Consider the following 26147-nt stretch of genomic DNA (forward strand, 5'->3'; position numbering starts at 1 on the left):
CCAAACGCCAGGGTGGTAAGTACGACAGTCTGAAATCGCGTATGGTTGCTCATTAAGCAGACAAAAAGCCGTTTTTGCGAGACGCGACAATTTTTTCCCGACCATTTTCACTTTTACTTAAAGATGACAGAAATGTGACAGCACAGGACTGTCTTCTCTGGAATGATTATGACGTAAGGAAATTCTAATGAAAAAGCGTGTTCTTGCCCTTTGCCTGGCCAGTTTCTTCTCCGTTAACGCCTTTGCTCTGGTTCCCCCCGGGAACGATGTCACCACCAAGCCCGATCTCTACTATCTGACCAATGCCCAGGCCATCGACAGCCTGGCGCTGTTGCCACCACCGCCGGCGGTGGGCAGTATCGCATTTTTAAACGATCAGGCGATGTATGAGCAAGGACGTCTGCTGCGCAATACCGAGCGCGGGAAGCTGGCGGCAGAGGATGCCAACCTCAGCGCGGGCGGCGTGGCCAACGCCTTCTCCAGCGCCTTTGGTTCGCCGATCACCGAGAAAGACGCGCCGCAGCTTCACAAACTGCTGACCAATATGATTGAAGACGCCGGCGACCTGGCGACCCGCAGCGCGAAAGAGAAATACATGCGCATTCGCCCGTTTGCGTTCTATGGCGTCTCCACCTGCAACACCACCGAACAGGACAAGCTGGCGAAAAACGGCTCTTACCCGTCCGGGCATACCTCTATCGGCTGGGCCACCGCCCTGGTGCTGGCGGAGATCAACCCGCAGCGGCAAAACGAAATTTTGAAGCGCGGCTATGAGCTCGGCGAGAGCCGGGTGATCTGCGGCTATCACTGGCAGAGCGATGTCGATGCGGCGCGCATCGTCGGCTCCGCGGTGGTCGCTACGCTGCACACCAACCCGGCCTTCCAGCAGCAGTTGCAGAAAGCCAAAGATGAATTCGCGAAAAGGCAGAAGTAACGTCATCGCCGTTGCATTCCCGGATGCGGCGCCTGGCGCGTCTTGTCCGGGCTACAAAAACCGCGATTGATTCGAATGGTAGGGGTTGTATGCCGGGTAAGGCGCGAGCCGCCACCCGGCATAGATGCGGCTCCGAGCCTGCTGCCATCGCCCGGCGGCGCTGCGCTTGCGCGGCCAGCCGGACGGTTCCCTCTCCCTCCGGGAGAGGACCAGGGTGAGGGGAAGCACTGCAGTGTGGTTGTTTATGTTATCTGTGGCTTCAGCGTAGTTTGCGCTCCCGGTTAATCGTCTGCGTTATGTCACTCATGGCGCCGGGAGCGCACAGGGGGCGGCCAGTCGCCGCCGCCCCCTGTACCCCCGGGCTCCGGCCAGCAAAATCGCCGCTGCGCGGTCCCTTCGACTTATCCCTGCAGGCTTCGGGTCGGGCCGAGGCAGCGTCCCTGCAAAACACGGCCCTCAGCCCGCATCCATGCGGGCTGCCCCGGCCTTCCGGGAACGTCTCAGCGATGTTGAGGCCGCCAGCACCGGCAGTTTCAGCGACCCCAGCGCCAGCGGTGATTTGGGGCTGTAGGCCGGGTAAGGCATAAGCCGCCACCCGGCATAACACACGCGGACTCAGAATCGCGTCACAAACGGCGCGGTATCCGGCAGGGCAATGGTGGTTGAGGCTTTTAGCTGCGGCGTCCCCAGATAGAGGAAGCCGACAATTTTATCCTGTTCGCGGCACTCGAAGCCGGCCCGCACCACCGGACTCTCGGTCAATGCTCCGCTGCGCCAGATACCGTTGAATCCCTGAGCCAGGGCCGCCATCTGCATCGCCATCACCGCGCAGCCAGCGGACATCTCCTGCTCCCAGCGCGGCACCTTAGGGTGGTCTTCACAGCGCGCGACCACGGTAATAATCAGCGGCGCGCGGAACGGCGCATTGCGGGCTTTCTCAATTCCCTTCTCATCCTGGCCGGCCTCTCTGGCCCCTTTTTCCAGCAACTGGCTGAAGCGCTCGCGGCCGTCATCGGCGATAATAAAGAAGCGCCACGGCTGCAGGGTGCCATGATCCGGGGCGCGCAGCCCGGCGCGCAGAATGTTTTCCAGCTGTTCGCCCGCCGGGGCAGGTTCCGCCAGGCGGGAAGCGCTGCGGCGATTAAGCAGTAGATCGAGAGCATCCATCTGTATAACTCCTGTGATGTCATTTTTCATAAAATTAACATGCACAAGGATTTTGTTACAGCGCGGTCGGTGATTCCTGCTGACAACCGACGGCTCACTCTTTAGGATAGCCAGACGCGGCGGCCCCTGCGGCCTGCCCTTTTTAGATAACGTTAGGGAGAAGACATGCGAACCCTTTGGCGACTGATTGCCAGCTTTTTTAAATGGACGTGGCGGATACTCAACTTTATTCGCAAACTGGCCCTCAATGCGATCTTCCTGGTGCTGGTGCTGGTGTGTATCGGCATCTGGAGCCAGTTCAGCAGCACCACCAGCGAACATGCCGCGCGCGGCGCGCTGTTGCTGGATATTACCGGCGTGGTGGTGGATAAACCATCCGCCAGCAGCAAGCTCGGCGTGATTGGCCGCCAGCTGTTTGGCGCCAGCTCGGACCGTCTGCAGGAGAATTCCCTGTTCGATATCGTGCAGACCATTCGCCAGGCGAAGGATGACCGCAATATCACCGGTATTGTGCTGGATCTGAAAAACTTCGTCGGCGGCGACCAGCCATCCATGCAGTACATCGGCAAAGCGCTGCGCGAATTCCGCGATAGCGGCAAACCGGTGTATGCCGTCGGCAGCAGCTACAGCCAGGGCCAGTACTACCTGGCGAGCTTCGCCAACAAAATCTGGCTCTCGCCGCAGGGCGAGGTAGACCTGCACGGCTTCGCTACCAACGGGCTATATTACAAATCGCTGCTGGATAAGCTGAAGGTCTCCACCCATGTCTTCCGCGTCGGCACCTATAAATCCGCCGTCGAGCCATTCATCCGCGATGATATGTCCCCTGCCGCCCGCGAAGCGGATAGCCGCTGGATTGGCGAACTGTGGCAGAACTACCTCAACACCATTGCCGCCAACCGCCAGATCACCGCCCAGCAGCTCTTCCCGGGCGCCCAGGGCATTATCGATGGCCTGCGTAAGGTGGGCGGCGATACGGCGAAATATGCGCTGGACAATAAGCTGGTGGATGAGCTGGCGACCTCCACGGAAGTGGAAAAGGCGCTGACCAAACAGTTTGGCTGGAGCAAAGCGGATAACAATTACCGGGCAATCAGCTATTACGACTACAACGTGAAGACGCCGTCTGACCAGGGTTCCGCCATCGCGGTAATCTTCGCCAACGGCGCCATCATGGACGGTGAAGAGACCCCGGGCAACGTCGGCGGCGACACCACCGCAGCGCAAATTCGCGATGCGCGCCTCGATCCGAAAATTAAGGCCATCGTTCTGCGCGTAAACAGCCCGGGCGGCAGCGTAACCGCTTCGGAAATCATTCGTGAAGAGCTGGCGGCAGCCAAAGCCGCCGGTAAACCGGTAGTGGTCTCGATGGGCGGCATGGCGGCGTCCGGCGGCTACTGGATCTCCACCCCAGCGGATTACATCGTGGCGAACCCAAGCACCCTCACCGGCTCCATTGGCATCTTTGGGGTGATCAACACCGTGGAAAATACCCTCGGGTCGATTGGCGTCCACACCGACGGCGTCGCCACGTCGCCGCTGGCGGATGTCTCCAGCACCAAAGCGCTGCCGCCGGAAGTGCAGCAGCTGATGCAGTTGAGCATTGAGAATGGCTATCAGCGCTTTATCACCCTGGTGGCTAACGCCCGCAAGAGCACGCCGGAGAAAATCGATCAGATTGCCCAGGGCCACGTCTGGACCGGGGAAGATGCCAAAGCCAACGGCCTGGTCGACAGCCTCGGCGACTTCGACGACGCGGTGGCCAAAGCCGCCGAGCTGGCGAAGCTGAAAACCTGGCACCTCAACTACTATCAGGAAGAGCCGACCTTCTTCTCGATGGTGCTGGACAGCCTGACCGGCTCGGTACGCGCCTCGCTGCCGGCGGCCATTCAGGCCTGGCTGCCTGCGCCGGTCGCCGCGGCGGCCGAGACGGTGAAAGCGGAGAGCGACAAGCTGGCGGCGTTTAACGACCCGCAGAATCGCTATGCCTTCTGCCTGACCTGCGCTAACATCCGTTAATACGCAGCGGCTGCCCCGTCTCCCGGGGCAGCCTTTTTCCCTCTCCTGCCAACACTGCCACAAAGCCCGCGACCGACGCTGTATTTTTTCCTGCGTCTCTTTATACTGCGCCTGTCTACGACCAACCTAAGCGATGCTATGCAAAAAAAATCGATTTACGTTGCCTACACCGGTGGGACCATCGGTATGCAGCGCTCTGAACACGGCTATGTACCCGTTTCCGGCCATCTGCAGCGTCAGCTGGCGCTGATGCCGGAGTTCCATCGTCCGGAGATGCCGGACTTCACGATCCATGAATACCATCCGCTGATGGATTCATCCGATATGACCCCCGAGGACTGGCAGCACATCGCCGACGATATCCGCAGCCATTATGAGGAGTATGATGGCTTTGTGATCCTCCACGGAACCGACACCATGGCGTTTACCGCCTCGGCGCTGTCGTTCATGCTGGAAAACCTTGGTAAGCCGGTCATTGTGACAGGGTCACAAATTCCGCTGGCCGAGCTGCGTTCCGATGGTCAGATTAACCTGCTCAACGCCCTGTACGTCGCCGCCAACTATCCGATTAACGAAGTGGCGCTGTTCTTCAACAATCGACTGTTCCGCGGCAACCGCACCACCAAAGCCCATGCCGACGGCTTCGACGCTTTCGCCTCGCCAAACCTTGCCCCGCTGCTGGAGGCCGGGATCCATATTCGCCGTCTCGGTACTCCGCCGGCGCCGCAGGGCAGCGGAGATCTTATCGTGCACCCCATCACTCCGCAGCCGATTGGCGTGGTGACGATTTACCCCGGCATCTCCGCCGACGTGGTGCGTAATTTTCTGCGCCAACCGGTGAAAGCGCTGATCCTCCGCTCCTATGGCGTCGGCAATGCCCCACAGAATGGCGAGTTTATTCAGGTGCTGGCGGAAGCCAGCCAGCGCGGTATTGTGGTGGTCAATCTGACGCAGTGCATGTCCGGAAAGGTGAACATGGGCGGCTATGCCACCGGCAACGCCCTCGCCCAGGCGGGGGTCATCAGTGGTTTCGATATGACGGTGGAAGCGACGCTGACCAAGCTACACTATCTGCTTAGCCAGCAGCTGGACGTTGACGCCATTCGCGCGGCGATGCAGCAAAATCTGCGTGGCGAACTCACCCCCGACGAGGCTTAAGGAGGACGTATGGCACATCGAGCGCTGTTACTGGTTGATTTGCAGAACGACTTTTGCGCCGGCGGCGCGCTGGCGGTTCCTGAAGGCGACAGTACCGTCGACGTAGCCAATGCGCTTATCGACTGGAGCCTGGCGCGCGGCGAGCCCATCGTCGCCAGCCAGGACTGGCATCCGGCGGATCACGGCAGTTTCGCCAGCCAGCACCAGGTGGAACCCTACACCGAGGGCGAGCTGGACGGCCTGGCGCAAACTTTCTGGCCGGATCACTGCGTGCAGCACAGCGAAGGCGCGGCGCTGCATCCTCTGCTCAAGCAGCAGGCGATCGCCGCTGTGTTCCACAAAGGGCAAAACCGGAGCATCGACAGCTATAGCGCTTTCTTTGACAACGGTCACCGGCAGAAAACCGAACTGGACGGCTGGCTGCGTGGTCAGGGGATCGTGGAGCTGACCGTTCTCGGCCTCGCCACCGATTACTGCGTTAAGTTCACCGTGCTGGATGCCCTGGCGCTGGGCTACGCGGTCAACGTCATCACCGACGGCTGTCGCGGCGTAAATCTGCAGCCGCAGGACAGCAGCCAGGCGTTTATGGAGATGGCCGCCGCGGGCGCCACGCTCTATACCCTCGACGACTGGCGGGAAACTCAGGCCTGATCCCTCCCCCCGGCGCCCTCGCGCCGGGTCTTCTTCTGCCGCCTCGCTATTGTCCATAAATTGAACTCTCTCGCAGTTTCAACAGGTTATTGCTGCTAGTCTGGCAAGGCTGTTTTTTCGCCACGCCATTTCCGTGGCGTGGTTATTTTTATGTCAAAGAGGAACCACTATGAAACGTTTGCCCTTGCTGGCAGCTTTGCCCTTGCTTTGCGCTTCCGCGCTCTCTGCCCAACCGCTGATGTCAGTCGGCTATTTTAACGGCGGCGGCGACGTCACCGCCGGGCCGGGCGGTGATATCGATAAGCTGGACGTCCGGCAGATCACCCATCTCAACTACTCGTTTGGCCTTATCTATAACGATGAAAAAGACGAGACCAATGCGGCCCTGAAGGATCCTGCTCATCTGCACGAGATCTGGCTGTCGCCGAAGGTGCAGGCGGATCTGCAAAAGCTCCCCGCCCTGCGTAAACAGAATCCGGACCTCAAAGTCCTGCTGTCGGTCGGCGGCTGGGGCGCGCGTGGTTTCTCCGGCGCGGCGGCGACCGCAGAAAGTCGCGCCGTCTTTATTCGTTCCGCGCAGAAAATCATCCAGCAATATGGTCTGGACGGCATTGACCTCGACTGGGAGTTTCCGGTCAACGGCGCCTGGGGACTGGTGGCCAGCCAGCCGGCTGACCGCGACAACTTCACTGCCCTGCTGAAATCGCTGCGTGAGGCAGTCGGTGAGCAAAAGCTGGTGACTATCGCCGTAGGCGCCAATGCCGAGAGCCCGAAAAGCTGGGTGGACGTCAAAGCGGTGGCCCCGGTGCTGAACTACATCAACCTGATGACCTACGACATGGCCTACGGCACGCAGTACTTCAACTCGAATCTGTATGACTCCAGCCACTGGCCGACGGTCGCCGCAGCGGATAAATACAGCGCCGATTTTGTGGTCAACAATTACCTGGCCGCCGGGCTTAAACCCAGCCAGATGAACCTCGGGATTGGTTTTTATGGCCGGGTACCGAAACGGGCGGTCGAGCCGGGGATTGACTGGACGAAAGCGGATGCGCAAAACAATCCGGTCACCCAGCCCTATTTTGGGCCACAACAGATCGCGCTGTTTGCCTCGCTGGGCTATGACCTGAGCAAAGACACCTACGTGAAATACAATGATATCGTGGGCAAACTGCTCAACGATCCGCAAAAGCGTTTTACCGAGCACTGGGACGATGAGGCGAAGGTTCCGTGGCTGTCGGTGCAGTCCGCAGAGGGCAAGCCGCTGTTCGCCCTCTCCTATGAGAACCCGCGCTCGGTAGCCATTAAGGCGGACTATATCAAGGCGAAGGGCCTCGCCGGGGCCATGTTCTGGGAATATGGCGCCGATGACCAGAATCAGCTGGCCCGTCAGCTGGCGGAATCGCTGGGGATCAAACACTAATCATGGCTGTTCCGCCGCATCGTCGGCACCGGGAGGCGTGACGCAGGCAGCATCGCCTGCAATGCAGGTATATCGCGCCGCCCGGGATAGGTTATGATGCCTGTTATCCGCTGCGCCAGGGGCTGGCGCAGCTTAACCGTTTGACAGGAGGCAGGGGGCCATGGCCTATATCCCCAAAAATTACGCACGTCTGGAAGTGGGTTACCGCGAAAAGGCGCTCAAGCTTTTTCCCTGGGTGTGCGGACGCTGCTCACGGGAGTTTGTCTACTCCAATCTGCGCGAGCTGACGGTGCACCACATCGATCACGACCACTCCAATAACCCGGAAGATGGCAGCAACTGGGAGATGTTGTGCCTGTACTGTCACGATCACGAACATTCCAAGTACACCGAAGCCGATCAGTATGGCTCCACGGTGGTGGCAGGAGAAGATGCGCAAAAGAGCGTCGGCGAGGCCACCTACAACCCGTTTGCCGATCTGAAAGCGATGATGAACAAAAAGTAAGCGAAGCGGCTGACCGCCGGACGCGGTCATTCGACATGACGCCATCCGGCGCGCGGTTACCCGACGCCGGAACGTCTCACCGCCGGCCGGCGGTTTATTGCAGTTTAACGGTGGCGATCGGCTTCGGCACGATGCCAAAATCCTCTTTCAGCTGCTGTTTGCTCTTCATTACCATCTGCCCGCTGGTGTCGATGGTCATGTGCTGGGCGTCGGTGTTATACCGGGCCTGCCAGAGCATCACCAGCTGCAGGCTATTTTCCTTCTGCTCCGGCGTCAGCGCGACGCCATCCGGCCATTTTCCCAGCTCTACCGCCGTCGCCAGACGCTGATACACTTCCGGCGTCATACTGTCGATAATTTGCTCAATATCCATCTTCCGCTCACCTCCGCCTGGAATAATTTGCTGAATCGTTTCTTCAACCCTTGATTTGCTCGCCATTTTGCTCATCGGTGAAGCTCAGCGATGCCGAGTTGACACAATAGCGCTCGCCGGTCGGCTGCGGACCATCCGGAAACACGTGGCCGAGATGGGCATCACAGTTTCCGCAACGGATCTCAATGCGCTGCATGCCGTGCGAATTGTCGGTCAGATAGCGAATGGCCTCCGCGCTTACCGGCTCGTAGAAGCTCGGCCAGCCGCAGCCGGAGTCGTATTTAGTCTGGGAGTTAAACAGCGGCGCATCGCACACCAGGCAGTGGTACACGCCATTTTTCTTGTTGTGCAACAGCCGTCCGGTGAAAGGCGGTTCGGTGCCATGATGCTGCGTCACGTAAAACTGCATTTCGCTCAAGCCATTTTTCAGCTCTTCCGGGGTGGGTTTATTCGCCATGGGCTTACATCTCGCTTTGCAATGGACTACTTTCGCTCCAATTCTAACAAAACATTAACAATGAAGCGTACACTTTTGTTCTAAACTTATCCGGTGCCCACAGGCAGCCAGATAATTGTGACTTAAATCACGTTTTTATCTTAAATGCCCTTTAAAATTCCGCGCGCAGCCCCCATATGGAATTGGGCTCAAAGGGAAAGTGAGGCAAATCAATCGCGCAAAGGTCTGCTCAGGATTGATTTGTCGCAATGATTGACACGATTCCGCTTGACGCTGCGTAAGGTTTTTGTAATTTTACAGGCAACCTTTTATTCACTAACAAATAGCTGGTGGAATATATGACTATCAAAGTAGGTATCAACGGTTTTGGCCGTATCGGTCGCATTGTTTTCCGTGCTGCTCAGAAACGTTCTGACATCGAGATCGTTGCAATCAACGACCTGTTAGACGCAGAGTACATGGCTTACATGCTGAAGTATGACTCCACTCACGGTCGTTTCGACGGTACCGTTGAAGTGAAAGACGGTCATCTGGTCGTTAACGGTAAAAAAATCCGTGTTACCGCTGAACGTGACCCGGCTAACCTGAAGTGGGACGAAGTTGGTGTTGACGTTGTTGCTGAAGCAACCGGTATCTTCCTGACCGACGAAACCGCTCGTAAACACATCACCGCTGGCGCGAAAAAAGTCGTTCTGACTGGCCCGTCCAAAGACAACACTCCGATGTTCGTTCGCGGCGCTAACTTCGACGCTTACGCTGGCCAGGACATCGTTTCCAACGCTTCCTGCACCACCAACTGCCTGGCGCCGCTGGCTAAAGTTATCAACGACAACTTCGGTATCGTTGAAGGCCTGATGACCACCGTCCACGCTACCACCGCTACTCAGAAAACCGTTGATGGCCCGTCTCACAAAGACTGGCGCGGCGGCCGCGGCGCAGCTCAGAACATCATCCCGTCCTCTACCGGCGCTGCTAAAGCAGTAGGTAAAGTACTGCCAGAACTGAACGGCAAACTGACCGGTATGGCGTTCCGCGTTCCGACTCCGAACGTATCTGTTGTTGACCTGACCGTTCGTCTGGAAAAAGCAGCGTCCTACGAAGAAATCAAGAAAGCCATCAAAGCCGCTTCTGAAGGCGCTATGAAAGGCGTTCTGGGTTACACCGAAGACGACGTTGTTTCTACCGACTTCAACGGCGAAGTTTGCACTTCCGTGTTCGATGCTAAAGCGGGTATCGCACTGAACGACAACTTCGTGAAACTGGTTTCCTGGTACGACAACGAAACCGGCTACTCCAACAAAGTTCTGGATCTGATTGCCCACATCTCCAAATAAGTTGAGATGAAAAAGTAATCTGTAAGAGCGACTTCGGTCGCTCTTTTTTTTGTCTGCAGAGATAGGATTGCACAATGATAAATAAAATTTTTGCTCTCCCGGTGAATGAAACCATTTCTCCCGTGATCTCCCGTCGCCAGCTGGACGACCTGGAGCTGATTGTCATCGACCATCCGCAGGTGAAAGCCTCTGTGGCGCTGCAGGGAGCGCACCTGCTCTCCTGGAAACCCGCCGGTGAAGAAGAAGTTCTGTGGCTGAGCAACAACACCCCGTTTAAACAGGGCGTCGCCCTGCGCGGCGGCGTGCCGATTTGCTGGCCCTGGTTTGGTCCTTCTGCGCAGCAAGGTCTGCCGTCGCACGGCTTTGCCCGCAATCTGCCATGGACCCTGGAAGGTCATGACGAAGACGACAGCGGCGTCATGTTGACCTTTGCGCTCCAGCACAGCGCTGAAACCATGAAGCTCTGGCCGCACGAGTTCACCCTCTATGCCCGCTTTAAGCTGGGTAAGACCTGTGAAATCGAGCTGGAAGCCCACGGTGAATTCGAGACCACCTCTGCCCTGCACAGCTATTTCAACGTCGGCGATATCGCGGCGGTGAAGGTGAGCGGTCTTGGCGAGCGCTATATCGATAAAGTGAACAATGCCGAAGAAGGCGTTCTGAGCAACGGCGTGCAGACCTTCCCGGACCGCACCGATCGCGTCTATCTCAACGCCGACAGCTGCAGCGTGATCCATGACGACGCGCTAAACCGCACTATCGACGTGGTGCATCATCATCAGCACAATGTGGTGGCCTGGAACCCGGGCCCGGCGCTGTCCGTCAGCATGGGCGATATGCCGGACGATGGCTACAAAACCTTCGTTTGCGTCGAAACCTGCTGCGTAACCCAGCCGCAGAAAGCCAGCGAAGAGACGCCCTCTCGCCTGGCGCAAACCATCAGCGTGAAAAAACGCTAATAGCAAAAGCCCCGTTGGTAACGGGGCTTTTGTTTTTCTTTGCCGTGAACGATGGGTTAAACCATATCCAGCCGGGTTTTTCGCTGCGGCGGCGGATAGAGGCGGTCCAGCTGCGCGAGCTCTTCCCCACTAAGGACGATGTCGAGCGCTGCGGCATTCTGCACCACATGCTCAATACTGGCCGCTTTCGGGATCGCCAGCACTCCCGGATGACGAATCACCCAAGCGAGCAGCAGTTGCGCTACCGTAATCCCCCGCGCGTTAGCCATATTAATGATATCGCTATGCTGAAAAAGTCCATCGCGTAAGCGCCCCGCCTGCGCCAGCGGGCAGTAGGCCATCACCGGCAGACTGTGCTGCTGGCACCAGGGCAGGAGATCGTATTCAATGCCCCGCGATGCGAGATGGTAGAGCACCTGGTTGGTTGCACAGTGCTCGCCATCCGCCGTCCGCCACAGCGCCTGCATATCCTCGGTGTCCAGATTAGAGACGCCCCAGCGGCGGATCTTGCCCTCGGCCACCAGCTTCTCCATCGCCTCAACCGTCTCCTGCAGCGGGATATCCCCGCGCCAGTGCAGGAGATACATGTCCAGATAGTCGGTCTGCAGCCGGCGCAGGCTGTTTTCACAGGCGCGGTGCATCGCCGCTTTGCCGGCATGCCAGGGATAGACTTTGGAGACCAGCACTACCCGGTCGCGCAGACCGCGGATCGCCTGGCCCACCACTTCCTCCGCCCCGCCGTCGGCGTACATTTCCGCCGTATCGATCACCGTCAGTCCATGGTCGATGCCCGCCCGCAGTGCAGCCACTTCCTGCTGACGCTGCGCCGCATGTTCGCCCATATACCAGGTGCCCAGCCCGATGGCCGGCACTGCCGCCTGCTCGCCGAAGCGTACTGTTTTTTTCACCATCTTCTCCTCCTTAACCGTATGCACCACCATAAAGCAAAACAGGGCGCAAGGCCCTGTTTTGATGCATGAAGCGCACTGTAAGAATGCACAATCAGAAGGTGTAGGTGATCCCGGTGGAGATCAGACCGCTCCAGGATTTATCCACCATCGGACTGTCGGTAATTTCATCCGACAGACGCGTGTAGCGCGCCACGCCGTAAACGCTCCAGTCACCGAGGAAGCGATAGTTAGCCGACAGTTCCAGATACGGGTTCCAGCTACTGTCCGGGTCATAGCTGCGCATGCCGCTGCGGCGCGACTCGTGCCGGGAGACACCATAGTAGTATTCGTTCTGATTGTCGCTGTTCCACTCCACGCCAATACCCGGCGTCAGCGTCAGGTTACCGTTGGTGTAACGGTACAGCCAGGCGAGATCCCAGTTAATACCGTTGCTGTTATCCAGCGTATCGCCGGCAATCGTCGTGCGCAGGAAGCCATAGGGCGTGTTGTGGACATAAGAAAGACCGGCCATCACGGTCGATTTACGTTTATCCAGTCGACGCATCTGCTCGCTGTCGCTGTCGCCCGGCTTGAAGTACATTGGCGACCAGTAGGCCGTAATCGACAGTTTATCGTTGGTGTCATTCCACAGGTAGTAACCCCCGCCCAGACCGTGGAACCAGAAGTTTTCGCTCTCATAACTAATGACCGGCACCGGATAGACATCCGCATCATATTGCTTATACGGATGCTCAACGACCCCTACGCCAGCCCCAAGAGTGAACTTCCCGTCGGCATGCGCCGCGCTGGCGGACGTCGCTATCAGCACGCCGAGTGCCAGAAGTTTGATTTTAGTCACAATCCATATTCCCGTTGTCAAATAATCAGCCCGTGCAGTGTACCGTCGTAGGTCTCATGCCTCAAATTCTTTACCCGATATGACACAAATCGTTCACTTTGCCACCCTTCTCTTACCATCCGGTGACAGCCCGATGACAACTTTGCGTCCCAACGAATCAAAAAGCGTCATGTTCAGGATGAGTTATTGATATGTCATTGAAATTGATTTTCTGCGCCATGCAAGATTTCTAAATGCATCTACGCTTAAATTTAGAAGGTGTAATTGCCGGGCACATTCACGCTACCCCACCCGCAACCTGGCATAAGGGTTGCTGGATACCAGGAGAGCGATGTTCAGCTTATGTCTTCCGGGGGCCCCCACTATTCATATGAACGGCTCTCAACCTGTGCTAAAAAACGAAAGGACGGCATGCCATGAATATATTCGATCACTATCGCCAGCGCTACGAAGCTGCCAAGGACGAAGAGTTCACACTGCAGGAGTTTCTTACCATCTGCCGGCAAGATCGCAGTGCCTATGCCAATGCGGCAGAACGTCTGTTGATGGCCATTGGTGAACCCGTCATGGTTGATACGGCTCTCGAGCCGCGGCTATCCCGTCTCTTTTCAAACCGGGTTATCGCACGCTATCCGGCATTTGAAGAGTTTTACGGTATGGAAGACGCCATTGAGCAGATCGTTTCCTACCTCAAGCATGCCGCCCAGGGGCTGGAAGAGAAGAAACAGATCCTCTATCTGCTGGGGCCGGTGGGCGGTGGTAAATCGTCGCTGGCTGAACGGCTGAAAGCGCTGATGCAGCGCGTGCCCATCTATGTGCTGAGCGCCAACGGCGAACGCAGTCCGGTCAACGATCACCCGCTGTGCCTGTTCAATCCGCAGGAAGATGCGCAGATCCTCCAGAAAGAGTATGGCATCCCGACCCGCTATCTCGGCACCATTATGTCGCCGTGGGCGGCCAAGCGCCTGCACGAGTTTGGCGGCGATATCACTAAATTCCGCGTGGTTAAAGTCTGGCCATCGATTCTCGAGCAGGTTGCCATCGCCAAAACCGAACCGGGTGATGAAAACAACCAGGATATTTCAGCGCTGGTCGGTAAGGTGGATATCCGTAAGCTGGAACACTATGCGCAGAACGACCCGGACGCCTACGGCTACTCCGGTGCGCTGTGCCGCGCCAACCAGGGGATTATGGAGTTCGTCGAGATGTTTAAAGCGCCGATTAAGGTGCTGCATCCGCTGCTGACCGCCACCCAGGAAGGTAACTATAACGGCACCGAAGGGATCTCCGCCCTGCCGTTTAACGGGATCATCCTTGCTCACTCCAACGAATCGGAATGGGTGACCTTCCGTAATAACAAGAACAATGAGGCCTTCCTCGACCGCGTCTATATCGTCAAGGTGCCTTATTGCCTGCGTATCTCCGAAGAGATCCGCATTTATGAAAAACTGCTCAACAACAGTGAGCTGACCCATGCGCCCTGCGCCCCGGGCACCCTGGAAACGCTGGCGCGCTTTTCGATTCTGTCGCGCCTTAAAGAGCCGGAAAACTCGAGCATCTACTCGAAGATGCGGGTCTATGACGGCGAAAGTCTGAAAGATACCGACCCGAAAGCGAAGTCCTATCAGGAGTATCGCGATTACGCCGGGGTTGATGAAGGGATGAACGGGCTCTCCACCCGCTTTGCCTTTAAGATCCTGTCTCGGGTATTTAACTTCGACCACGTCGAGGTGGCCGCTAACCCGGTGCATCTGTTCTATGTGCTGGAGCAGCAGATTGAGCGCGAACAGTTCCCACAGGAGCAGGCCGAGCGCTATCTGGAATTCCTCAAAGGCTATCTGATCCCGAAATACGCCGAGTTTATCGGCAAAGAGATCCAGACCGCTTATCTGGAATCCTACTCCGAGTATGGGCAGAACATTTTCGATCGCTATGTCACCTACGCTGACTTCTGGATCCAGGATCAGGAATACCGCGATCCGGACACCGGGCAGCTGTTTGACCGTGAATCGTTGAATGCCGAGCTGGAGAAAATTGAGAAGCCAGCCGGGATTAGCAACCCGAAAGACTTCCGTAACGAAATCGTCAACTTTGTGCTGCGCGCCAGAGCCAACAACAGCGGACGTAATCCGAACTGGACCAGCTATGAGAAACTGCGCACGGTTATTGAGAAGAAAATGTTCTCCAATACCGAAGAGCTGTTGCCGGTCATTTCGTTTAATGCCAAAACCTCAACCGATGAGCAGAAAAAACACGACGACTTTGTCGACCGCATGATGGAGAAAGGCTACACCCGCAAACAGGTTCGCCTGCTGTGCGAGTGGTACCTGCGGGTTCGTAAATCGTCCTGATGCGTCCAACCCGGCGGCACGCCGCCGGGTCAACTGCAGCTGAATGATGATAAGTAAAGTTGGCTAATGCAGTACAGGAGGGCATATGACCTGGTTCATAGACCGACGCCTGAACGGGAAAAACAAAAGCGCCGTCAACCGCCAGCGCTTTTTGCGCCGTTATAAGGCGCAGATTAAACAGTCGATCTCCGAGGCCATCAACAAGCGCTCGGTGACCGATATTGAGAGCGGAGAATCCGTCTCGATCCCGACGGACGATATCAACGAGCCGATGTTTCATCAGGGTCGCGGCGGCCTGCGCAACCGCGTCCACCCGGGCAACGACCATTTTGTGCAAAACGACCGCATTGAGCGCCCGCAAGGCGGTGGCGGCGGCGGCGGTAGCGGTCAGGGGCAAGCCAGCGCCGATGGTGAAGGAAAGGATGAGTTTGTCTTCCAGATCTCGAAAGATGAATACCTGGATCTGTTATTTGAAGATCTGGCCCTGCCGAACCTGAAGAAAAACCAGCACCGGCAGCTGAACGAGTTTAAAACCCATCGCGCGGGTTTTACCTCCAATGGGGTGCCAGCCAACATCAGCGTGGTACGTTCACTGCAGAACTCGCTGGCCCGCCGTACGGCGATGACCGCCGGCAAGCGTCGTGAACTGCGCGCCCTGGAGGAGGATCTGGAAGCCATCAGCCGCAGCGAACCGGTGCAGCTGCTGGAGGAGGAGCGCCTGCGCAAAGAGATTGCCGAACTGCGGGCTAAAATAGAGCGAGTGCCGTTTATCGACACCTTTGATTTACGCTACAAAAATTACGAAAAACGGCCGGAGCCTTCCAGCCAGGCGGTGATGTTCTGTCTGATGGACGTCTCAGGCTCGATGGACCAGGCCACCAAAGACATGGCCAAGCGCTTTTATATCCTGCTGTATCTGTTCCTCAGCCGGACTTATAAAAACGTCGACGTGGTCTATATCCGCCACCATACCCAGGCAAAAGAGGTGGATGAGCACGAATTCTTCTATTCTCAGGAAACCGGCGGCACCATTGTCTCCAGCGCCCTGAAGCTGATGGATGAAGTAGTGCAGGCCCGCTATGATCCGGCGCAGTGGAACATCTACGCCGCCCAGGCGTCGGATGGCGACAACTGGGCCGATGACTCCCCGCTGTGCCACGAACTGCTGGCGAAGAAAATTCTGCCGGTGGTGCGTTATTACAGCTATATCGAAATTACCCGCCGGGCGCATCAGACCCTGTGGCGCGAGTATGAACACCTGCAGGCGACCTTTGATAATTTCGCCATGCAGCATATTCGCGACCAGGAGGATATCTACCCGGTATTCCGCGAACTGTTTCACAAGCAGTCATCTAAAAGTGAAGCTTAATTAAATACTCAGCCAGTGAGTCGAGTGACTTGCTGGCTGTTTTCCTCAGACACAAGGCCCGGTGGCACATCCATACATCATGTAAAACGGAAACAACGGGGCCAGGGCAACGGCGCCAAGCGAGCTAATCGTTTTGGTCTTATCATTGATTGATACCACAACGGGGTGCGCTAACTGGTAGGCGGCGGCCAGATCTGACGCGTCCGATGCAGTCCAAAATCCTGTCGCTTTAAACAACACCCCGAGGCGATCGTTATCAATTTGCACCGCATGATACTGATTCACCAGCTCGCTATGCTGCCCGGCATCCAGTTTGCGCTGATCCATCACCACCAGATATTCCGCCGTCACCTCATGTTGTTCCACGACAAAGTTAACCCGCACGCCGGAAGCCTGTTGGTGAAAGCGTTCATAAAAGGTCTTATAACGCTGATATTCCTGAGGCACACCGTCACGGACAAAGCGGTAACTGTATTTCGCTGAGCTGGCGACAATACCGGACTCTGTGGGTTTCATCGCCACAATGGTATCCCGAGGCGGCAAGTTTGGCGTGCTGGTACATCCTGCGAGTATCGCCACCACCACCAGCGATAAGACATATTTCATCATTTTCAGCCGTTCCTGTTCGCGATTTTCTCTATGACATCTGGCGTTTTTTTAACACTCCAGGTACAAATCCCTAACCCTGTGTATCATAACTGCCTAATCTGCTTCAAACATTCGCGCGATCGTCAGCGTTGAACTGTTTCTACTCTCAGGAGCCTGCTATGACCCCTTTTTATCAATTGACGGCTACCCGCCTGCGCGGCCAGCCCCTCTCCATGGCTGACTATGCTGGCAAGGTGGTTCTGGTGGTGAATACGGCCAGCCATTGTGGCTTCACACCGCAATACGCTGGCCTGGAAGCGCTCTACAAAAAGTACGCGGCTCAGGGGCTGGTAGTGCTTGGTTTCCCGTGCAACCAGTTTGGTAAGCAGGAACCCGGCGGTGCGGATGAAATCGAGCAGACTTGTCACGTTAACTACGGCGTGAGCTTCCCGATGTTTGAGAAAGTGGACGTCAACGGCCCCGCCGCACACCCGCTGTTTCGTTATCTGAAACAAGCGTTGCCCGGCGTGCTCGGCGGACGGATCAAGTGGAATTTCACCAAGTTCCTCATCGGTCGCGACGGCACACCCCTCACGCGTTTTGCGCCGTTCACGACGCCGGAGAAAATGGAAGCCTCCATTGTCGCGGCCCTCACGCGCTGAGTGTTCCCATCATGCCACGTTCACCCAGCGGCGGCTGGCTGCCCATACAAGGTAGACGTCGCTCTCACGCGGCCAGCAACCGTCTGTTGCTGGCCGATCTTCCACCTGCCCGGTCATCAGCCTACAGTGGCGACACGGCCTCAACTTCATGCTGAAACACGTAGGGGTCGGAGAGGAGTTCGAATGCGTCGTCGTCCGGATAGGTGACCGCGACGTGATAGTCTTCGCCAGCGAAGGCTTTGACCGCCGCGAGATCCTGCCAGTAGGTGGCAAGAAAGAAATGCGCCCATTCGCCCTGGTTTTCCTGGCGCACCAGCGCGCCTCTGTTGCCGGGGATACCCCGGGCGTGTTCCACGCCGGTCAGCTCAAGGTGGCGGGCAAACCCCTCAGCATGTTGCAATGGCACACAGCCGTGCCAGGTCCTGACAATCATTTGCGTTCTCCTGTGGTGATAAACGTCTCACCCTAACATCGACAGGCATTTCTGGGGGAGCGCAACAATGCCGCGCTGGCAACAACACAAAATTATTTTGCCGGACGGGGATATCCTCTCACTCTGCAGTATTTTCGACTGCGGGGCAGCATTGGGCCGAATATTGCGCGGCGAGTATCACTGTTAGCTGGCGCGGAAAAAATCGTGGCTCGTCAGCCTCGGGCAGTCTTATCGATACACGCCCAAGCCGCGCCCCTTCAGGGCATCGCCAGCCGATCTTGATGGTCCGCAAAGAGAGCGATGAGATGGTCGGCGAGAACCCGCACGCGTCTGGATCCGGCCAGGTCAGAATGCATCACCAGCCAGAGGGTCTGATCCGCGCCGATCTCCGGCTGCAGGCACTGCAGGCCGCTGGCCCGCGCCATAAAGTGCGGCAGGACGCCCAATCCGAGTCCCGCGGATACTGCGGAAACCTGGGCCACGAGCGTATTGGCTTCGACTTTACACGGCCGGCCGCGCAGGGTGCGCGTGATCCATTGGGCGGCCGGCAGGTGCTGGTGAGTTTCCGGCCAACCCACAAAGTCCGCCTCGCTCAGCGACAGGCCGTCCGCGCCGACCAGACAGTCGGCGGCGCCATAGACGCCAAACCCCACCGTCCCCAGCCGCTTTAACGTCAGATGCCCGGCCTCAGGCTTGACCATGCGGATCGCCAGATCGGCATCCCGACGGTGCAGGTTCACCGGCTGCACACCGCTCAGCACCTCCACCCGCAGCTCGGGATAATGGTCCAGGAGCCCTTTCAGGGAGGGCAGAATAAAATGCGTGGCCAGGTTATCCGAGGTGGCCAGACGGACAACCCCGGCGACATGCCCCTGCAGTTGCGCCGCTTCGCCGAACGCCAGGCCAGCGTATTCCAGCGCCTCCGCCCGCGCGAGCAGGGCTTCGCCATCGTCGGTCAGGCGGTAGCCGCTCTGATGGCGGCTGAAGAGCGGAACGTTCAACGCCTGCTCCAGCCGATCCAGCCGGCGGGACACGGTGGCAATTCCCATGTTCATCTTGTCGGCAGCGCCGCTCAGCGTTCCCGCCCGGGCGATGGCGAGGAAGATGCGCGCATCATCCCAATGAAATTCTGCTGTCATCTCTTTTCCGTTTATGGAAAACGGCTCTCCGTTTTCTGCTCTTTTTTATCAATTTTGCAGGGATGATACTGCACGCCACTCGCGGAGACAACCAGGCCATCCGATCGCCTGCTCTCTCCTCACCTGAACGTCCGTGCACCGCGCGGAACGCTCCTTTCCTAAGGATACGCCTGATATGAAAGAGATTGCTTTACCCCTCCACCCGGCGCCGGCGCGCGTCTGGATTGCCGTCGTTGCGCTCGGGATCTGCGCCTTTTCGATCGTCACCAGCGAACTGGCGCCGGTGGGCATGCTCAGCGCCCTGGCGGCGGATTTTCACCAGACGGAATCCGGCGTGGGCCTCGCCGTCACCGCCTATGGCTGGGTAGGCGCCCTGGCGGCTCTGCTTTCCGGCGCAATGCCGGCGCGTATTTCCCGCAAGGCGCTGCTGGTCGGGCTGATGCTGATCCTCGCGTTTTCCTGCCTCGCCGCAACCCGGTCTTATTCGATGTTCGCCCTGATGAGCGCCCGCATGATTGGCGCCCTGGCGCATGGCGCCTTCTGGGCCTTAATTGGCCTTGTCGCCGCGCAGCTGGTGCCGCCGCACCGGCTGGGGCTGGCCACGGCGATCATTTTTGGCGGCGTGTCAGCGGCAAGCGTAGTGGGGGTGCCGCTGGCGAGCTTTATCGCCACCCTGGCGGGCTGGCGACCCGCGTTTATGTCGATGGCCTTGCTGTCACTAGCCGCCGCTGCGGTGCTGTGCTCGACGCTGCCCCCGCTGGCCGCCCCTGCCCCCGTCAGGCTGCGTGTTTATCGCGATATCTTCCGCAATCCGCTGCTCGGTGGCCTGTATGGCGCCACGGCCTGCATCATTACCGCTCACTTTGCCGCCTTCACCTACATTGAACCGCTGCTGATAAATCTGCAGGGAGTCCCGGCGACCGCCCTCTCCGGCCTGCTGCTGCTGTCAGGGGTTTCCGGGCTGCTGGGTAACGTTATCGCGGGTAAGCTTATCGATCGTCATCTGAAGGGACTGATTTTCGCTGCGCTGCTGCTGAGCGGGGGCGCGCTGGCGCTCCTTGGCGCCGCCCGTCTTGCGCCACTGCCGTTCTGTTTTAGCGGGCTACTGTTAGCCCTGTGGGGCGCCGGCATCGCGATTGTGTTCGTCGGCTTACAGACCTGGCAGCTGCGCAGCGCGGGCGCGGTCGCCCAGCCGGCGTCAGCCATTTATGTGGCCATTTTTAATGCCGCCATCGGCACCGGGGCGTTTGTCGGCGGCCAGCTGATCGCCTCAGCTGGCCTGTCGGGAATGGTGTGGCTGGCGGCGGGGATCATGGTGGGCAGTACGCTGCTGATCGCCCTGCTGAAAGCGCCTCTGCCCGGTCAGGTCAGTGCGGCGACGGCAGGCGCTTAGATTTGCGCCAGCCCGCCGTCGACATAGATCTCCGCGGCGTTAATAAAGCTCGACTCATCCGACGCTAAAAATACCACCGTCCGGCCAATCTCCTCCGGCTCGCCCAGCCGCCCGAGCGGTACGCCGGCCGCCAGAGCATCGAACAAGCCCTGGCGGTCCGCCTCCGCCACCAGCCCTCCCAGACCCGGGGTACGTACCGGACCCGGGCTGACCACATTGATGCGGATCCCGCGGTCGCTAACCTCCAGCGCCCAGGAGCGCGCCAGGCTGCGTACCGCGGCCTTACTGGCGCTATAGATGCTGAAGTTAGCCGTCCCTTTTACCGCCGCCGTAGAGCCGGTCAAAATCACCGAGGCGCCATCGGTGAGCAGCGGCAGCGCTTTTTGCACGGTGAACACCACCCCGCGCACGTTGGTGGCAAAAATTCGGTCGACGTGCGCTTCGGTGATGGCGCTCAGCGGCAGCATATCCCCGCCGCCGGCATTGGCGAACAGCACATCCAGCCGGCCGGACTCTTCGGCAATGGTCGCAAATACCGCGTCAAGGTCGCTTAACACGGCGGCGTCGGCGCGGATCGCGCGGGCGGCGGGTCCGATGAATCTTACCGCCGCATCCAGCTCCTCCTGACGGCGGCCGGTGATGTACACCTTCGCGCCCTGCTCCGCCAGTGCTTTCGCCGACGCCAGGCCAATCCCGGCGCTGCCGCCGGTGACTAACGCCACTTTATCCGCAAGTTTTTTGCTCATGGTGCATTTCCTTGGTTAGAGTATAAACAGGCCAGGCTCGCGAACGCGCCCCGCCGGGTATGGAAAGCACTGTAATCGTCCCGGCGAGGCGGAAAAATGGCCTAATCTGAAAAACACTCTTCCCCTCGGTGGATAATGACCTCCAGTAACCAGGATAAAGCGAATAATGGACCGGTTTTCAGCTCTCAAAGCCTTCACCCGCGTTGTCGAAGCCGGCAGCTTTACCCGCGCCGCGGACTCGCTGAATATGCCCAACGCCACCCTCAGCAAAACCATTCAGCAACTGGAGGCGCATCTTGGGGTTTCCCTCCTGCAGCGCACTACGCGGCGTATTACCGTGACGCCGGAAGGACGGGAGTACTATGAAAAAGCCCGCTGTCTGCTGGAAGACCTGGAAGAGATCGACGCGTCTTTCAATACCGCCCGCAATAAGCCGAAGGGCCATCTACGGATCGCCATCGGCGGGTCGACCGCGTGCGATGTGCTGATCCCGCTGCTGGCGGACTTTATGACCTCCTGGCCGGATATCCGTATCGATTTGCAGGTGGCCGATAAGCCCGCGGACCTCATCAGCGGCAATATTGACTGCGCCATCCGCGGCGGTCCGATGGAAGACTCGACGCTGATCGCCCGTAAAATCGGCGAGGCGACGCTGGTCACCTGCGCCACCCCGGGCTATCTTCAGCGCTACGGCACCCCCGCCTCGCCGGATGAACTACATCATGGCCACCGGCTCATCAGCTATCTGTCGCCGGCCAGCGGCAGAGCGTTTCCGTTTCGCTTTACGCGTCACGGCGTCAGCACCGAGCTGAAGACAGAGCCCCATCTCGGCATCAATGAGAGCAACGCGCATATTGCCGCCGGCGAGGCGGGCTTAGGCATTGTGCAGACCTTTACCTATTCGCTGAAACCGGCGCTGGCGAGCGGCGAACTGGTGGAGATCCTCAGCGCCTGGCGCCCGGCCCCCTATCCTTTTCACGTTGTCTATGCCCGGCACCGGCACGTCCCGCCCCGGCTCCGCGTCTTTATTGACTGGCTGGCGGCGGTTTTTCCGGCCGCGGTGCAGGGATAGCGCGCGTTATCTGACGCGGAGCAGGTCCCCGTATCGCGTGGTGTAGCGCGGCGAGAGCATCTCTCGCTTCATCTGCCACTGCTGCTGGATCCCCTGGCCGGCAAAATAGAGCGCCCCCCTGCCGTTTTTCGCATTCAGCTGGTCGAGAACCTGCATCAGTCTGGCGCTGTTGTGCCGCGGAGCAAGCTCGTCGAACAGATTCAGCTGGGCGACGCCCTGGCTGTAGAAATCGCCGAGCATCACGCCGGCCTTCTGATAGCGATGCCCCGCTTTCCAGATGGCATCCAGACAGCTCGTCGCCGCGGCGATAATATCCCGGGAGTCCTGGGTCGGCGTCAGCAGCTTTAGCGAGGCGCTGTTGCCGTAATAGGGTTCATTCAGCGCGAAGGGGCTGGTTTTGACAAAGGCGGAGACGAACCGGCAGTACTGATGCTCACCGCGCAGCTTTTCTGCTGCCCGCGCGGCATAGCTGCAGATCGCCTGGCGCATATCCTCATAGGCCGTAATCCGATCCCCGAACGAGCGGCTGCAGATAATTTCCTGCTTAGCGGGGGCAAACTCCTCCAGCGCCAGGCAAGGCTCGCCGCGCAACTCCCGTACCGTTCGTTCGAGCACCACCGTGAAGTGCTTGCGGATAAAGCGGATATCGCTCTCCGCCAGCTGGAGTACCGTGCCGATCCCCATCGCTTCAAGCTTTTTGCCGATCCGCCGCCCGATGCCCCAGACCTCGCTCACCGGCAGCAGCGCCATCAGCTTTCGCTGCCGCTGCGGGCAGGACAAGTCCACTACCCCGCCCGTCTGCCGCGGCCACTGCTTCGCCGCGTGGTTGGCCAGCTTCGCCAGGGTTTTGGTCGGGGCGATGCCAACGCCCAGCGTCAGATGGGTACGCTGCAGCACCGTGGCGCGGATTTCGCGGCCAAAATCGGTCAGATCTCTGCAATGACGCACACCGCTGACATCGCAAAAGGCCTCATCGATACTGTAAATTTCGCAGCGCGGGGTGAGCTCTTCCAGGGTGGCCATCACCCGGCTGGACATGTCGGCATACAGCTCATAATTACTGCTAAACGCCACGACGCCGTGGCGAAGAAACGCAGCCTTCTGCTTAAAGTAGGGTTCGCCCATTTTCACAAACGGCTTCGCCTCCGCCGAGCGGGCGATCACGCAGCCGTCGTTATTCGACAGCACCACCACCGGCCGCCCCTTCAGGTCTGGCCGGAAGGCGGTCTGACAGCTGGCATAGAAGGCGTTCACATCACAATGCGCGAACATGATCAGCCCGCCGCCTTGATGATGTAGGTTACGACGCCGAAAATATCGAGCGTCTCCTCGCGGCCGACCACGATGGGCGAATAGGCCGGGTTCATCGGGTTAAGCTGCACCCGCGGCAGAAGCTGCAGCTTCTTTACCGTAAACTCGCCGCCGACGGCGGCAATCACGATATCGCCATGCTCCGCTTTACGCGCGCTGTCCACCACCAGCAAATCGCCTTCGTCAATGCCGGCATCGATCATGCTGTCGCCAGCGGCTTTGACAAAATAGGTCGCGCTGGGATGCTGCACCAGCAGCTCGTTGAGGTCGATTCGCTTCTCAACATAGTCCTGAGCCGGGCTGGGAAAGCCGCACTGCACCAGGTCGGCAAAAAAGGGAAAGGAGACAATCTGACGTAGCTCAACCGGCGTGTAAACGTTCATTTTTCAACCCACCACACAATACTGAATATATATACAGTAGTTTTGCCAATTTTACCGGTCAATATCGGCTCCAGCTATCAATCGCCAGCACTGAAATAACTCCTTGATGTCAATAGGGGTCTTCTTCAGCACCAGCGAACCGTTTGCTGCTTTTGCGCGCAGCCCGCCCGCCGCGCGAGGTGGTAGATGCGCAGCGCCGCGGCATTCGCTTGACACTGTACATTAATACAGTAAAACTATCGCCCGCGATCAGCATACAGAGGACAGAAGATGTTTGTGGAACTGATTTATGACAAGCGCAATTTTGCCGGGCTGCCGGGCGCCAGAGAGGCCATTCTTAACGAGCTGGCCAAACGCATGCAGCGCATTTTCCCGGAGGCGGAAGTGCGGGTGAAGCCGATGATGACGCTGCCGGCGATCAACACCGACGCCAGCAAGCATGAAAAAGAGCTGATCAGCCGCACGGTGCAGGAGATGTTTGAAGAGGCGGATATGTGGCTCACTGAAGAGTGATCCCGCCCGTCAGTCGCGGCGACCACCTCTTTAAGAGCTTTCCCGGATGTGGCAGAGCCGCGGGCAACAGTACAATAGCGGCGGTTGCAGACTGGCAATGCAACCTTCGCTCACCTGCTGGCTCTTGCATACGGCCAGCAGGTGAGCCCTACCTGTCTCCCCTCATCGCCTCACAGCGTCTCCGGTAGCGCCGCTATAATTCTATCCACTAGCCCGCGATGCTGATGGACCTTCCCGCATTTAACAATGATCTGCCTGGCGTTGTCATAGCCCGGGGCCCACAGCCGGTTATTAAGCAGAACGTCCTTATAGACCGCGATCAGCGGTTTGTTCCACGCCGCCGCCATGTGCACCACCGAGGTGTCCGGGGAGATAATCAGCTCCGCCTGGGCGATCAGCGCCATCGCATGGTGTAACGTGTTAAATGGGTTAATCACCACCTCCGGCGGCAGCGGGATGCGGATCTCGCGCCGGTGATCGAGCAGAATAGCCGCGCTCCCCGGATGGCGTGCCAGCAGTTTGTCGAGCAGTTCCGCCAGCTGCGTCTGCGAGAGACTGCGGTCGGCATGGCCGGCAAAAATATTAATCACCACCGCTTTTCCGCTTAGCGACGCCAGATACTGCGCCACCTCCTGCATAATCGGCCCGGGCACCGCCAGGTCGTAAGCGTCCAGCCCGCGGGTGTCCAGTTGGAGATAATCGGCGATCAGCTCGAACGTTTTCGTCACGTGCCAGCGCTGGCAGTCAAAATCAAAAGAGTGGGAGTAGTGCTTAATCGATGGCCATTTATTAAACCCGAGCACTGATTTGGCTTTTATTTGTCGGAAAAGCCGCAGGCGATGCACGGGAATATCGAACAGCGAAGGGTCAATAATAATATCGTACTTATTATTAGCCAGTTCATTAATAACGTCGCGAGGAACGTTATGATTAAATTTACGCAAAAAATCGGCGGACGTGACCGGGTCAGCTTCATAAATATGGCGGATCCGCGGGTTATAACGCATCACCTGGCTGTTAGAGGTCGTCAGCAAAAAATCAACGATATAGCCTGACTGATGCAGGCATTTCACCAGCGCGGAATCCACCACTACATCGCCGACCGCCCCCTCATTACGCATCAACAGGACGGTTTTCGCAGACGACAAATCTACCGGCTGACGGCGTCGGCGATCCCAGAGCGCTTTCGCCACCCCCACCCGCAGGGCATTACGTACTTTCTTAGTAAAGTAATTCCGCCGTCTGTTGAGCTCCCTTATTTTATTAAATTTCTTGCGTGGGGAACCCTGCATGGTTGCATCGTGCATCATCCTAACCTCATTACGGCAATTATTAATATTCTGTGTCGTCCGATAGAGACTGAGCGAAATAAAAAAAGTTCGATTGAAAATGAAAATCATTCTTTTTTTTATTTACAAAACTCATCTGCGCCTGCGGGATTGCACCACAGCACTGTGA

Annotated in this window: 28 protein-coding genes and 1 pseudogene; 16 read left to right on the forward strand and 13 right to left on the reverse strand. The window is 58.1% G+C overall.

The genetic code is table 11. The annotated features are described in order from the left end of the window. Positions 1 to 187 precede the first annotated feature (187 nt). Positions 188 to 934 carry an acid phosphatase PhoC gene (gene phoC / locus AB1E37_RS15055; RefSeq protein WP_002901387.1) on the forward strand — a complete coding sequence of 249 codons (747 nt, stop codon included), beginning with the start codon at positions 188 to 190 and terminating at the stop codon, positions 932 to 934. Between the two features lie 456 nt (positions 935 to 1390). Here phoC and AB1E37_RS15060 read toward each other — a convergent pair whose 3' ends face one another. After that, a complete protein-coding gene (locus AB1E37_RS15060; protein ID WP_004224208.1) occupies positions 1391 to 1519 on the reverse strand; it encodes a hypothetical protein in 129 nt (42 codons plus the stop codon). 30 nt (positions 1520 to 1549) lie between these two features. Next, positions 1550 to 2101 carry an NAD(P)H nitroreductase gene (locus AB1E37_RS15065; protein ID WP_004176531.1) on the reverse strand — a complete coding sequence of 184 codons (552 nt, stop codon included), beginning with the start codon at positions 2099 to 2101 and terminating at the stop codon, positions 1550 to 1552. 165 nt (positions 2102 to 2266) lie between these two features. On the opposite strand from AB1E37_RS15065, the gene sppA reads away from it, so the two are divergent. The 5 genes from sppA (at position 2267) to yajD (ending at position 7857) form a co-directional block, all read left to right on the forward strand. Continuing rightward, positions 2267 to 4120 carry a signal peptide peptidase SppA gene (sppA, locus tag AB1E37_RS15070; RefSeq protein WP_004140411.1) on the forward strand — a complete coding sequence of 618 codons (1854 nt, stop codon included), beginning with the start codon at positions 2267 to 2269 and terminating at the stop codon, positions 4118 to 4120. Positions 4121 to 4258: 138 nt separating this feature from the next. Further along, positions 4259 to 5278, forward strand: coding sequence for an asparaginase (ansA, locus tag AB1E37_RS15075; RefSeq protein WP_002901285.1), 1020 nt, complete (start codon positions 4259 to 4261; stop codon positions 5276 to 5278). A gap of 9 nt (positions 5279 to 5287) precedes the next feature. Beyond that, complete coding sequence (gene pncA / locus AB1E37_RS15080) at positions 5288 to 5929, forward strand: bifunctional nicotinamidase/pyrazinamidase (RefSeq protein ID WP_004224206.1); 642 nt, start codon at positions 5288 to 5290, stop codon at positions 5927 to 5929. Between the two features lie 169 nt (positions 5930 to 6098). Further along, positions 6099 to 7352 (forward strand): glycoside hydrolase family 18 protein, encoded by a 1254-nt coding sequence (locus AB1E37_RS15085; protein WP_002901255.1) that lies wholly within the window; start codon positions 6099 to 6101, stop codon positions 7350 to 7352. Positions 7353 to 7512: 160 nt separating this feature from the next. After that, positions 7513 to 7857, forward strand: coding sequence for an HNH nuclease YajD (yajD, locus tag AB1E37_RS15090; RefSeq protein ID WP_002901254.1), 345 nt, complete (start codon positions 7513 to 7515; stop codon positions 7855 to 7857). A gap of 94 nt (positions 7858 to 7951) precedes the next feature. Here yajD and AB1E37_RS15095 read toward each other — a convergent pair whose 3' ends face one another. Together AB1E37_RS15095 and msrB are read right to left on the reverse strand one after the other, a co-directional pair. Continuing rightward, complete coding sequence (locus AB1E37_RS15095) at positions 7952 to 8230, reverse strand: YeaC family protein (protein WP_002901249.1); 279 nt, start codon at positions 8228 to 8230, stop codon at positions 7952 to 7954. 43 nt (positions 8231 to 8273) lie between these two features. Then, the gene (gene msrB / locus AB1E37_RS15100) at positions 8274 to 8687 is read right to left on the reverse strand and encodes a peptide-methionine (R)-S-oxide reductase MsrB (RefSeq protein WP_002901246.1); all 414 of its coding nucleotides are present in this window, start codon (positions 8685 to 8687) and stop codon (positions 8274 to 8276) included. A gap of 338 nt (positions 8688 to 9025) precedes the next feature. On the opposite strand from msrB, the gene gapA reads away from it, so the two are divergent. Next, the gene (gene gapA, locus AB1E37_RS15105) at positions 9026 to 10021 is read left to right on the forward strand and encodes a glyceraldehyde-3-phosphate dehydrogenase (RefSeq protein ID WP_002901243.1); all 996 of its coding nucleotides are present in this window, start codon (positions 9026 to 9028) and stop codon (positions 10019 to 10021) included. 74 nt (positions 10022 to 10095) lie between these two features. Next, positions 10096 to 10980 (forward strand): D-hexose-6-phosphate mutarotase, encoded by an 885-nt coding sequence (locus AB1E37_RS15110; RefSeq protein WP_002901240.1) that lies wholly within the window; start codon positions 10096 to 10098, stop codon positions 10978 to 10980. A gap of 56 nt (positions 10981 to 11036) precedes the next feature. Here the strand turns inward: AB1E37_RS15110 and AB1E37_RS15115 are convergent, their stop codons facing one another. Continuing rightward, positions 11037 to 11891, reverse strand: a complete 855-nt coding sequence (locus AB1E37_RS15115) for an aldo/keto reductase (protein ID WP_004176538.1) — start codon at positions 11889 to 11891, stop codon at positions 11037 to 11039. 91 nt (positions 11892 to 11982) lie between these two features. Then, positions 11983 to 12729, reverse strand: a complete 747-nt coding sequence (locus AB1E37_RS15120; protein ID WP_002901236.1) for a MipA/OmpV family protein — start codon at positions 12727 to 12729, stop codon at positions 11983 to 11985. 416 nt (positions 12730 to 13145) lie between these two features. Here AB1E37_RS15120 and yeaG point away from each other — a divergent pair, with 416 nt between their 5' ends. Both yeaG and AB1E37_RS15130 read left to right on the forward strand, forming a co-directional pair. After that, positions 13146 to 15080, forward strand: a complete 1935-nt coding sequence (yeaG, locus tag AB1E37_RS15125; protein ID WP_002901234.1) for a protein kinase YeaG — start codon at positions 13146 to 13148, stop codon at positions 15078 to 15080. An 85-nt stretch (positions 15081 to 15165) separates the two neighbouring features. Further along, the gene (locus tag AB1E37_RS15130; protein ID WP_004152363.1) at positions 15166 to 16449 is read left to right on the forward strand and encodes a YeaH/YhbH family protein; all 1284 of its coding nucleotides are present in this window, start codon (positions 15166 to 15168) and stop codon (positions 16447 to 16449) included. Positions 16450 to 16494: 45 nt separating this feature from the next. Here AB1E37_RS15130 and AB1E37_RS15135 read toward each other — a convergent pair whose 3' ends face one another. Next, on the reverse strand, positions 16495 to 17058 hold the full coding sequence (locus tag AB1E37_RS15135; RefSeq protein ID WP_002901231.1) for a hypothetical protein: 564 nt from the start codon (positions 17056 to 17058) through the stop codon (positions 16495 to 16497). A 158-nt stretch (positions 17059 to 17216) separates the two neighbouring features. Between AB1E37_RS15135 and AB1E37_RS15140 the strand changes: the two genes are divergently transcribed. After that, positions 17217 to 17699 carry a glutathione peroxidase gene (locus AB1E37_RS15140; RefSeq protein ID WP_002901230.1) on the forward strand — a complete coding sequence of 161 codons (483 nt, stop codon included), beginning with the start codon at positions 17217 to 17219 and terminating at the stop codon, positions 17697 to 17699. 121 nt (positions 17700 to 17820) lie between these two features. On the opposite strand, the gene AB1E37_RS15145 is transcribed toward AB1E37_RS15140, so the two are convergent. Continuing rightward, on the reverse strand, positions 17821 to 18132 hold the full coding sequence (locus AB1E37_RS15145) for a hypothetical protein (protein WP_029884489.1): 312 nt from the start codon (positions 18130 to 18132) through the stop codon (positions 17821 to 17823). Positions 18133 to 18199: 67 nt separating this feature from the next. Between AB1E37_RS15145 and AB1E37_RS15150 the strand changes: the two genes are divergently transcribed. After that, the gene (locus tag AB1E37_RS15150) at positions 18200 to 18319 is read left to right on the forward strand and encodes a hypothetical protein (protein ID WP_014907792.1); all 120 of its coding nucleotides are present in this window, start codon (positions 18200 to 18202) and stop codon (positions 18317 to 18319) included. A gap of 70 nt (positions 18320 to 18389) precedes the next feature. Here AB1E37_RS15150 and AB1E37_RS15155 read toward each other — a convergent pair whose 3' ends face one another. Continuing rightward, the gene (locus tag AB1E37_RS15155) at positions 18390 to 19271 is read right to left on the reverse strand and encodes a LysR family transcriptional regulator (RefSeq protein ID WP_004179386.1); all 882 of its coding nucleotides are present in this window, start codon (positions 19269 to 19271) and stop codon (positions 18390 to 18392) included. A gap of 175 nt (positions 19272 to 19446) precedes the next feature. On the opposite strand from AB1E37_RS15155, the gene AB1E37_RS15160 reads away from it, so the two are divergent. Then, positions 19447 to 20664 carry an MFS transporter gene (locus AB1E37_RS15160; RefSeq protein WP_032447484.1) on the forward strand — a complete coding sequence of 406 codons (1218 nt, stop codon included), beginning with the start codon at positions 19447 to 19449 and terminating at the stop codon, positions 20662 to 20664. On the opposite strand, the gene AB1E37_RS15165 is transcribed toward AB1E37_RS15160, so the two are convergent. Next, positions 20661 to 21410 (reverse strand): SDR family NAD(P)-dependent oxidoreductase, encoded by a 750-nt coding sequence (locus tag AB1E37_RS15165; protein ID WP_009485415.1) that lies wholly within the window; start codon positions 21408 to 21410, stop codon positions 20661 to 20663. The two genes, AB1E37_RS15160 and AB1E37_RS15165, sit on opposite strands and share 4 nt — an antisense overlap. Positions 21411 to 21576: 166 nt before the next feature. Between AB1E37_RS15165 and AB1E37_RS15170 the strand changes: the two genes are divergently transcribed. Beyond that, positions 21577 to 22482: a LysR family transcriptional regulator gene (locus AB1E37_RS15170; protein ID WP_004140447.1), complete on the forward strand. Its 906-nt coding sequence runs from the start codon at positions 21577 to 21579 to the stop codon at positions 22480 to 22482. A gap of 6 nt (positions 22483 to 22488) precedes the next feature. On the opposite strand, the gene AB1E37_RS15175 is transcribed toward AB1E37_RS15170, so the two are convergent. Together AB1E37_RS15175 and AB1E37_RS15180 are read right to left on the reverse strand one after the other, a co-directional pair. Further along, a complete protein-coding gene (locus AB1E37_RS15175; protein ID WP_004183665.1) occupies positions 22489 to 23754 on the reverse strand; it encodes a Y-family DNA polymerase in 1266 nt (421 codons plus the stop codon). Positions 23755 to 23756: 2 nt separating this feature from the next. Next, the gene (locus AB1E37_RS15180; RefSeq protein ID WP_002901192.1) at positions 23757 to 24176 is read right to left on the reverse strand and encodes a translesion error-prone DNA polymerase V autoproteolytic subunit; all 420 of its coding nucleotides are present in this window, start codon (positions 24174 to 24176) and stop codon (positions 23757 to 23759) included. A 270-nt stretch (positions 24177 to 24446) separates the two neighbouring features. On the opposite strand from AB1E37_RS15180, the gene AB1E37_RS15185 reads away from it, so the two are divergent. Beyond that, the gene (locus tag AB1E37_RS15185; protein ID WP_004224200.1) at positions 24447 to 24689 is read left to right on the forward strand and encodes a DinI family protein; all 243 of its coding nucleotides are present in this window, start codon (positions 24447 to 24449) and stop codon (positions 24687 to 24689) included. 170 nt (positions 24690 to 24859) lie between these two features. On the opposite strand, the gene AB1E37_RS15190 is transcribed toward AB1E37_RS15185, so the two are convergent. Further along, on the reverse strand, positions 24860 to 25996 hold the full coding sequence (locus tag AB1E37_RS15190) for a glycosyltransferase family 9 protein (RefSeq protein WP_004198512.1): 1137 nt from the start codon (positions 25994 to 25996) through the stop codon (positions 24860 to 24862). Between AB1E37_RS15190 and AB1E37_RS15195 the strand changes: the two are divergent. Beyond that, positions 25991 to 26147 (forward strand): annotated as a pseudogene (locus AB1E37_RS15195) (hypothetical protein). The gene AB1E37_RS15190 and the pseudogene AB1E37_RS15195 sit on opposite strands and share 6 nt — an antisense overlap.

The organism is Klebsiella sp. Shm-1 (genome assembly GCF_040804525.1).
Taxonomy (GTDB): domain Bacteria; phylum Pseudomonadota; class Gammaproteobacteria; order Enterobacterales; family Enterobacteriaceae; genus Klebsiella; species Klebsiella pneumoniae.

Excerpts from the sequence above, each read along its gene's own strand:
- phoC (WP_002901387.1), top strand. The coding sequence starts at position 188 with ATGAAAAAGCGTGTTCTTGCCCTTTGCCTGGCCAGTTTCTTCTCCGTT.
- AB1E37_RS15060 (WP_004224208.1), bottom strand. The coding sequence starts at position 1,519 with ATGCCTTACCCGGCCTACAGCCCCAAATCACCGCTGGCGCTGGGGTCG.
- AB1E37_RS15065 (WP_004176531.1), bottom strand. The coding sequence starts at position 2,101 with ATGGATGCTCTCGATCTACTGCTTAATCGCCGCAGCGCTTCCCGCCTG.
- sppA (WP_004140411.1), top strand. The coding sequence starts at position 2,267 with ATGCGAACCCTTTGGCGACTGATTGCCAGCTTTTTTAAATGGACGTGG.
- ansA (WP_002901285.1), top strand. The coding sequence starts at position 4,259 with ATGCAAAAAAAATCGATTTACGTTGCCTACACCGGTGGGACCATCGGT.
- pncA (WP_004224206.1), top strand. The coding sequence starts at position 5,288 with ATGGCACATCGAGCGCTGTTACTGGTTGATTTGCAGAACGACTTTTGC.
- AB1E37_RS15085 (WP_002901255.1), top strand. The coding sequence starts at position 6,099 with ATGAAACGTTTGCCCTTGCTGGCAGCTTTGCCCTTGCTTTGCGCTTCC.
- yajD (WP_002901254.1), top strand. The coding sequence starts at position 7,513 with ATGGCCTATATCCCCAAAAATTACGCACGTCTGGAAGTGGGTTACCGC.
- AB1E37_RS15095 (WP_002901249.1), bottom strand. The coding sequence starts at position 8,230 with ATGGATATTGAGCAAATTATCGACAGTATGACGCCGGAAGTGTATCAG.
- msrB (WP_002901246.1), bottom strand. The coding sequence starts at position 8,687 with ATGGCGAATAAACCCACCCCGGAAGAGCTGAAAAATGGCTTGAGCGAA.
- gapA (WP_002901243.1), top strand. The coding sequence starts at position 9,026 with ATGACTATCAAAGTAGGTATCAACGGTTTTGGCCGTATCGGTCGCATT.
- AB1E37_RS15110 (WP_002901240.1), top strand. The coding sequence starts at position 10,096 with ATGATAAATAAAATTTTTGCTCTCCCGGTGAATGAAACCATTTCTCCC.
- AB1E37_RS15115 (WP_004176538.1), bottom strand. The coding sequence starts at position 11,891 with ATGGTGAAAAAAACAGTACGCTTCGGCGAGCAGGCGGCAGTGCCGGCC.
- yeaG (WP_002901234.1), top strand. The coding sequence starts at position 13,146 with ATGAATATATTCGATCACTATCGCCAGCGCTACGAAGCTGCCAAGGAC.
- AB1E37_RS15130 (WP_004152363.1), top strand. The coding sequence starts at position 15,166 with ATGACCTGGTTCATAGACCGACGCCTGAACGGGAAAAACAAAAGCGCC.
- AB1E37_RS15135 (WP_002901231.1), bottom strand. The coding sequence starts at position 17,058 with ATGATGAAATATGTCTTATCGCTGGTGGTGGTGGCGATACTCGCAGGA.
- AB1E37_RS15140 (WP_002901230.1), top strand. The coding sequence starts at position 17,217 with ATGACCCCTTTTTATCAATTGACGGCTACCCGCCTGCGCGGCCAGCCC.
- AB1E37_RS15145 (WP_029884489.1), bottom strand. The coding sequence starts at position 18,132 with ATGATTGTCAGGACCTGGCACGGCTGTGTGCCATTGCAACATGCTGAG.
- AB1E37_RS15150 (WP_014907792.1), top strand. The coding sequence starts at position 18,200 with ATGCCGCGCTGGCAACAACACAAAATTATTTTGCCGGACGGGGATATC.
- AB1E37_RS15155 (WP_004179386.1), bottom strand. The coding sequence starts at position 19,271 with ATGACAGCAGAATTTCATTGGGATGATGCGCGCATCTTCCTCGCCATC.
- AB1E37_RS15160 (WP_032447484.1), top strand. The coding sequence starts at position 19,447 with ATGAAAGAGATTGCTTTACCCCTCCACCCGGCGCCGGCGCGCGTCTGG.
- AB1E37_RS15165 (WP_009485415.1), bottom strand. The coding sequence starts at position 21,410 with ATGAGCAAAAAACTTGCGGATAAAGTGGCGTTAGTCACCGGCGGCAGC.
- AB1E37_RS15170 (WP_004140447.1), top strand. The coding sequence starts at position 21,577 with ATGGACCGGTTTTCAGCTCTCAAAGCCTTCACCCGCGTTGTCGAAGCC.
- AB1E37_RS15175 (WP_004183665.1), bottom strand. The coding sequence starts at position 23,754 with ATGTTCGCGCATTGTGATGTGAACGCCTTCTATGCCAGCTGTCAGACC.
- AB1E37_RS15180 (WP_002901192.1), bottom strand. The coding sequence starts at position 24,176 with ATGAACGTTTACACGCCGGTTGAGCTACGTCAGATTGTCTCCTTTCCC.
- AB1E37_RS15185 (WP_004224200.1), top strand. The coding sequence starts at position 24,447 with ATGTTTGTGGAACTGATTTATGACAAGCGCAATTTTGCCGGGCTGCCG.
- AB1E37_RS15190 (WP_004198512.1), bottom strand. The coding sequence starts at position 25,996 with ATGCACGATGCAACCATGCAGGGTTCCCCACGCAAGAAATTTAATAAA.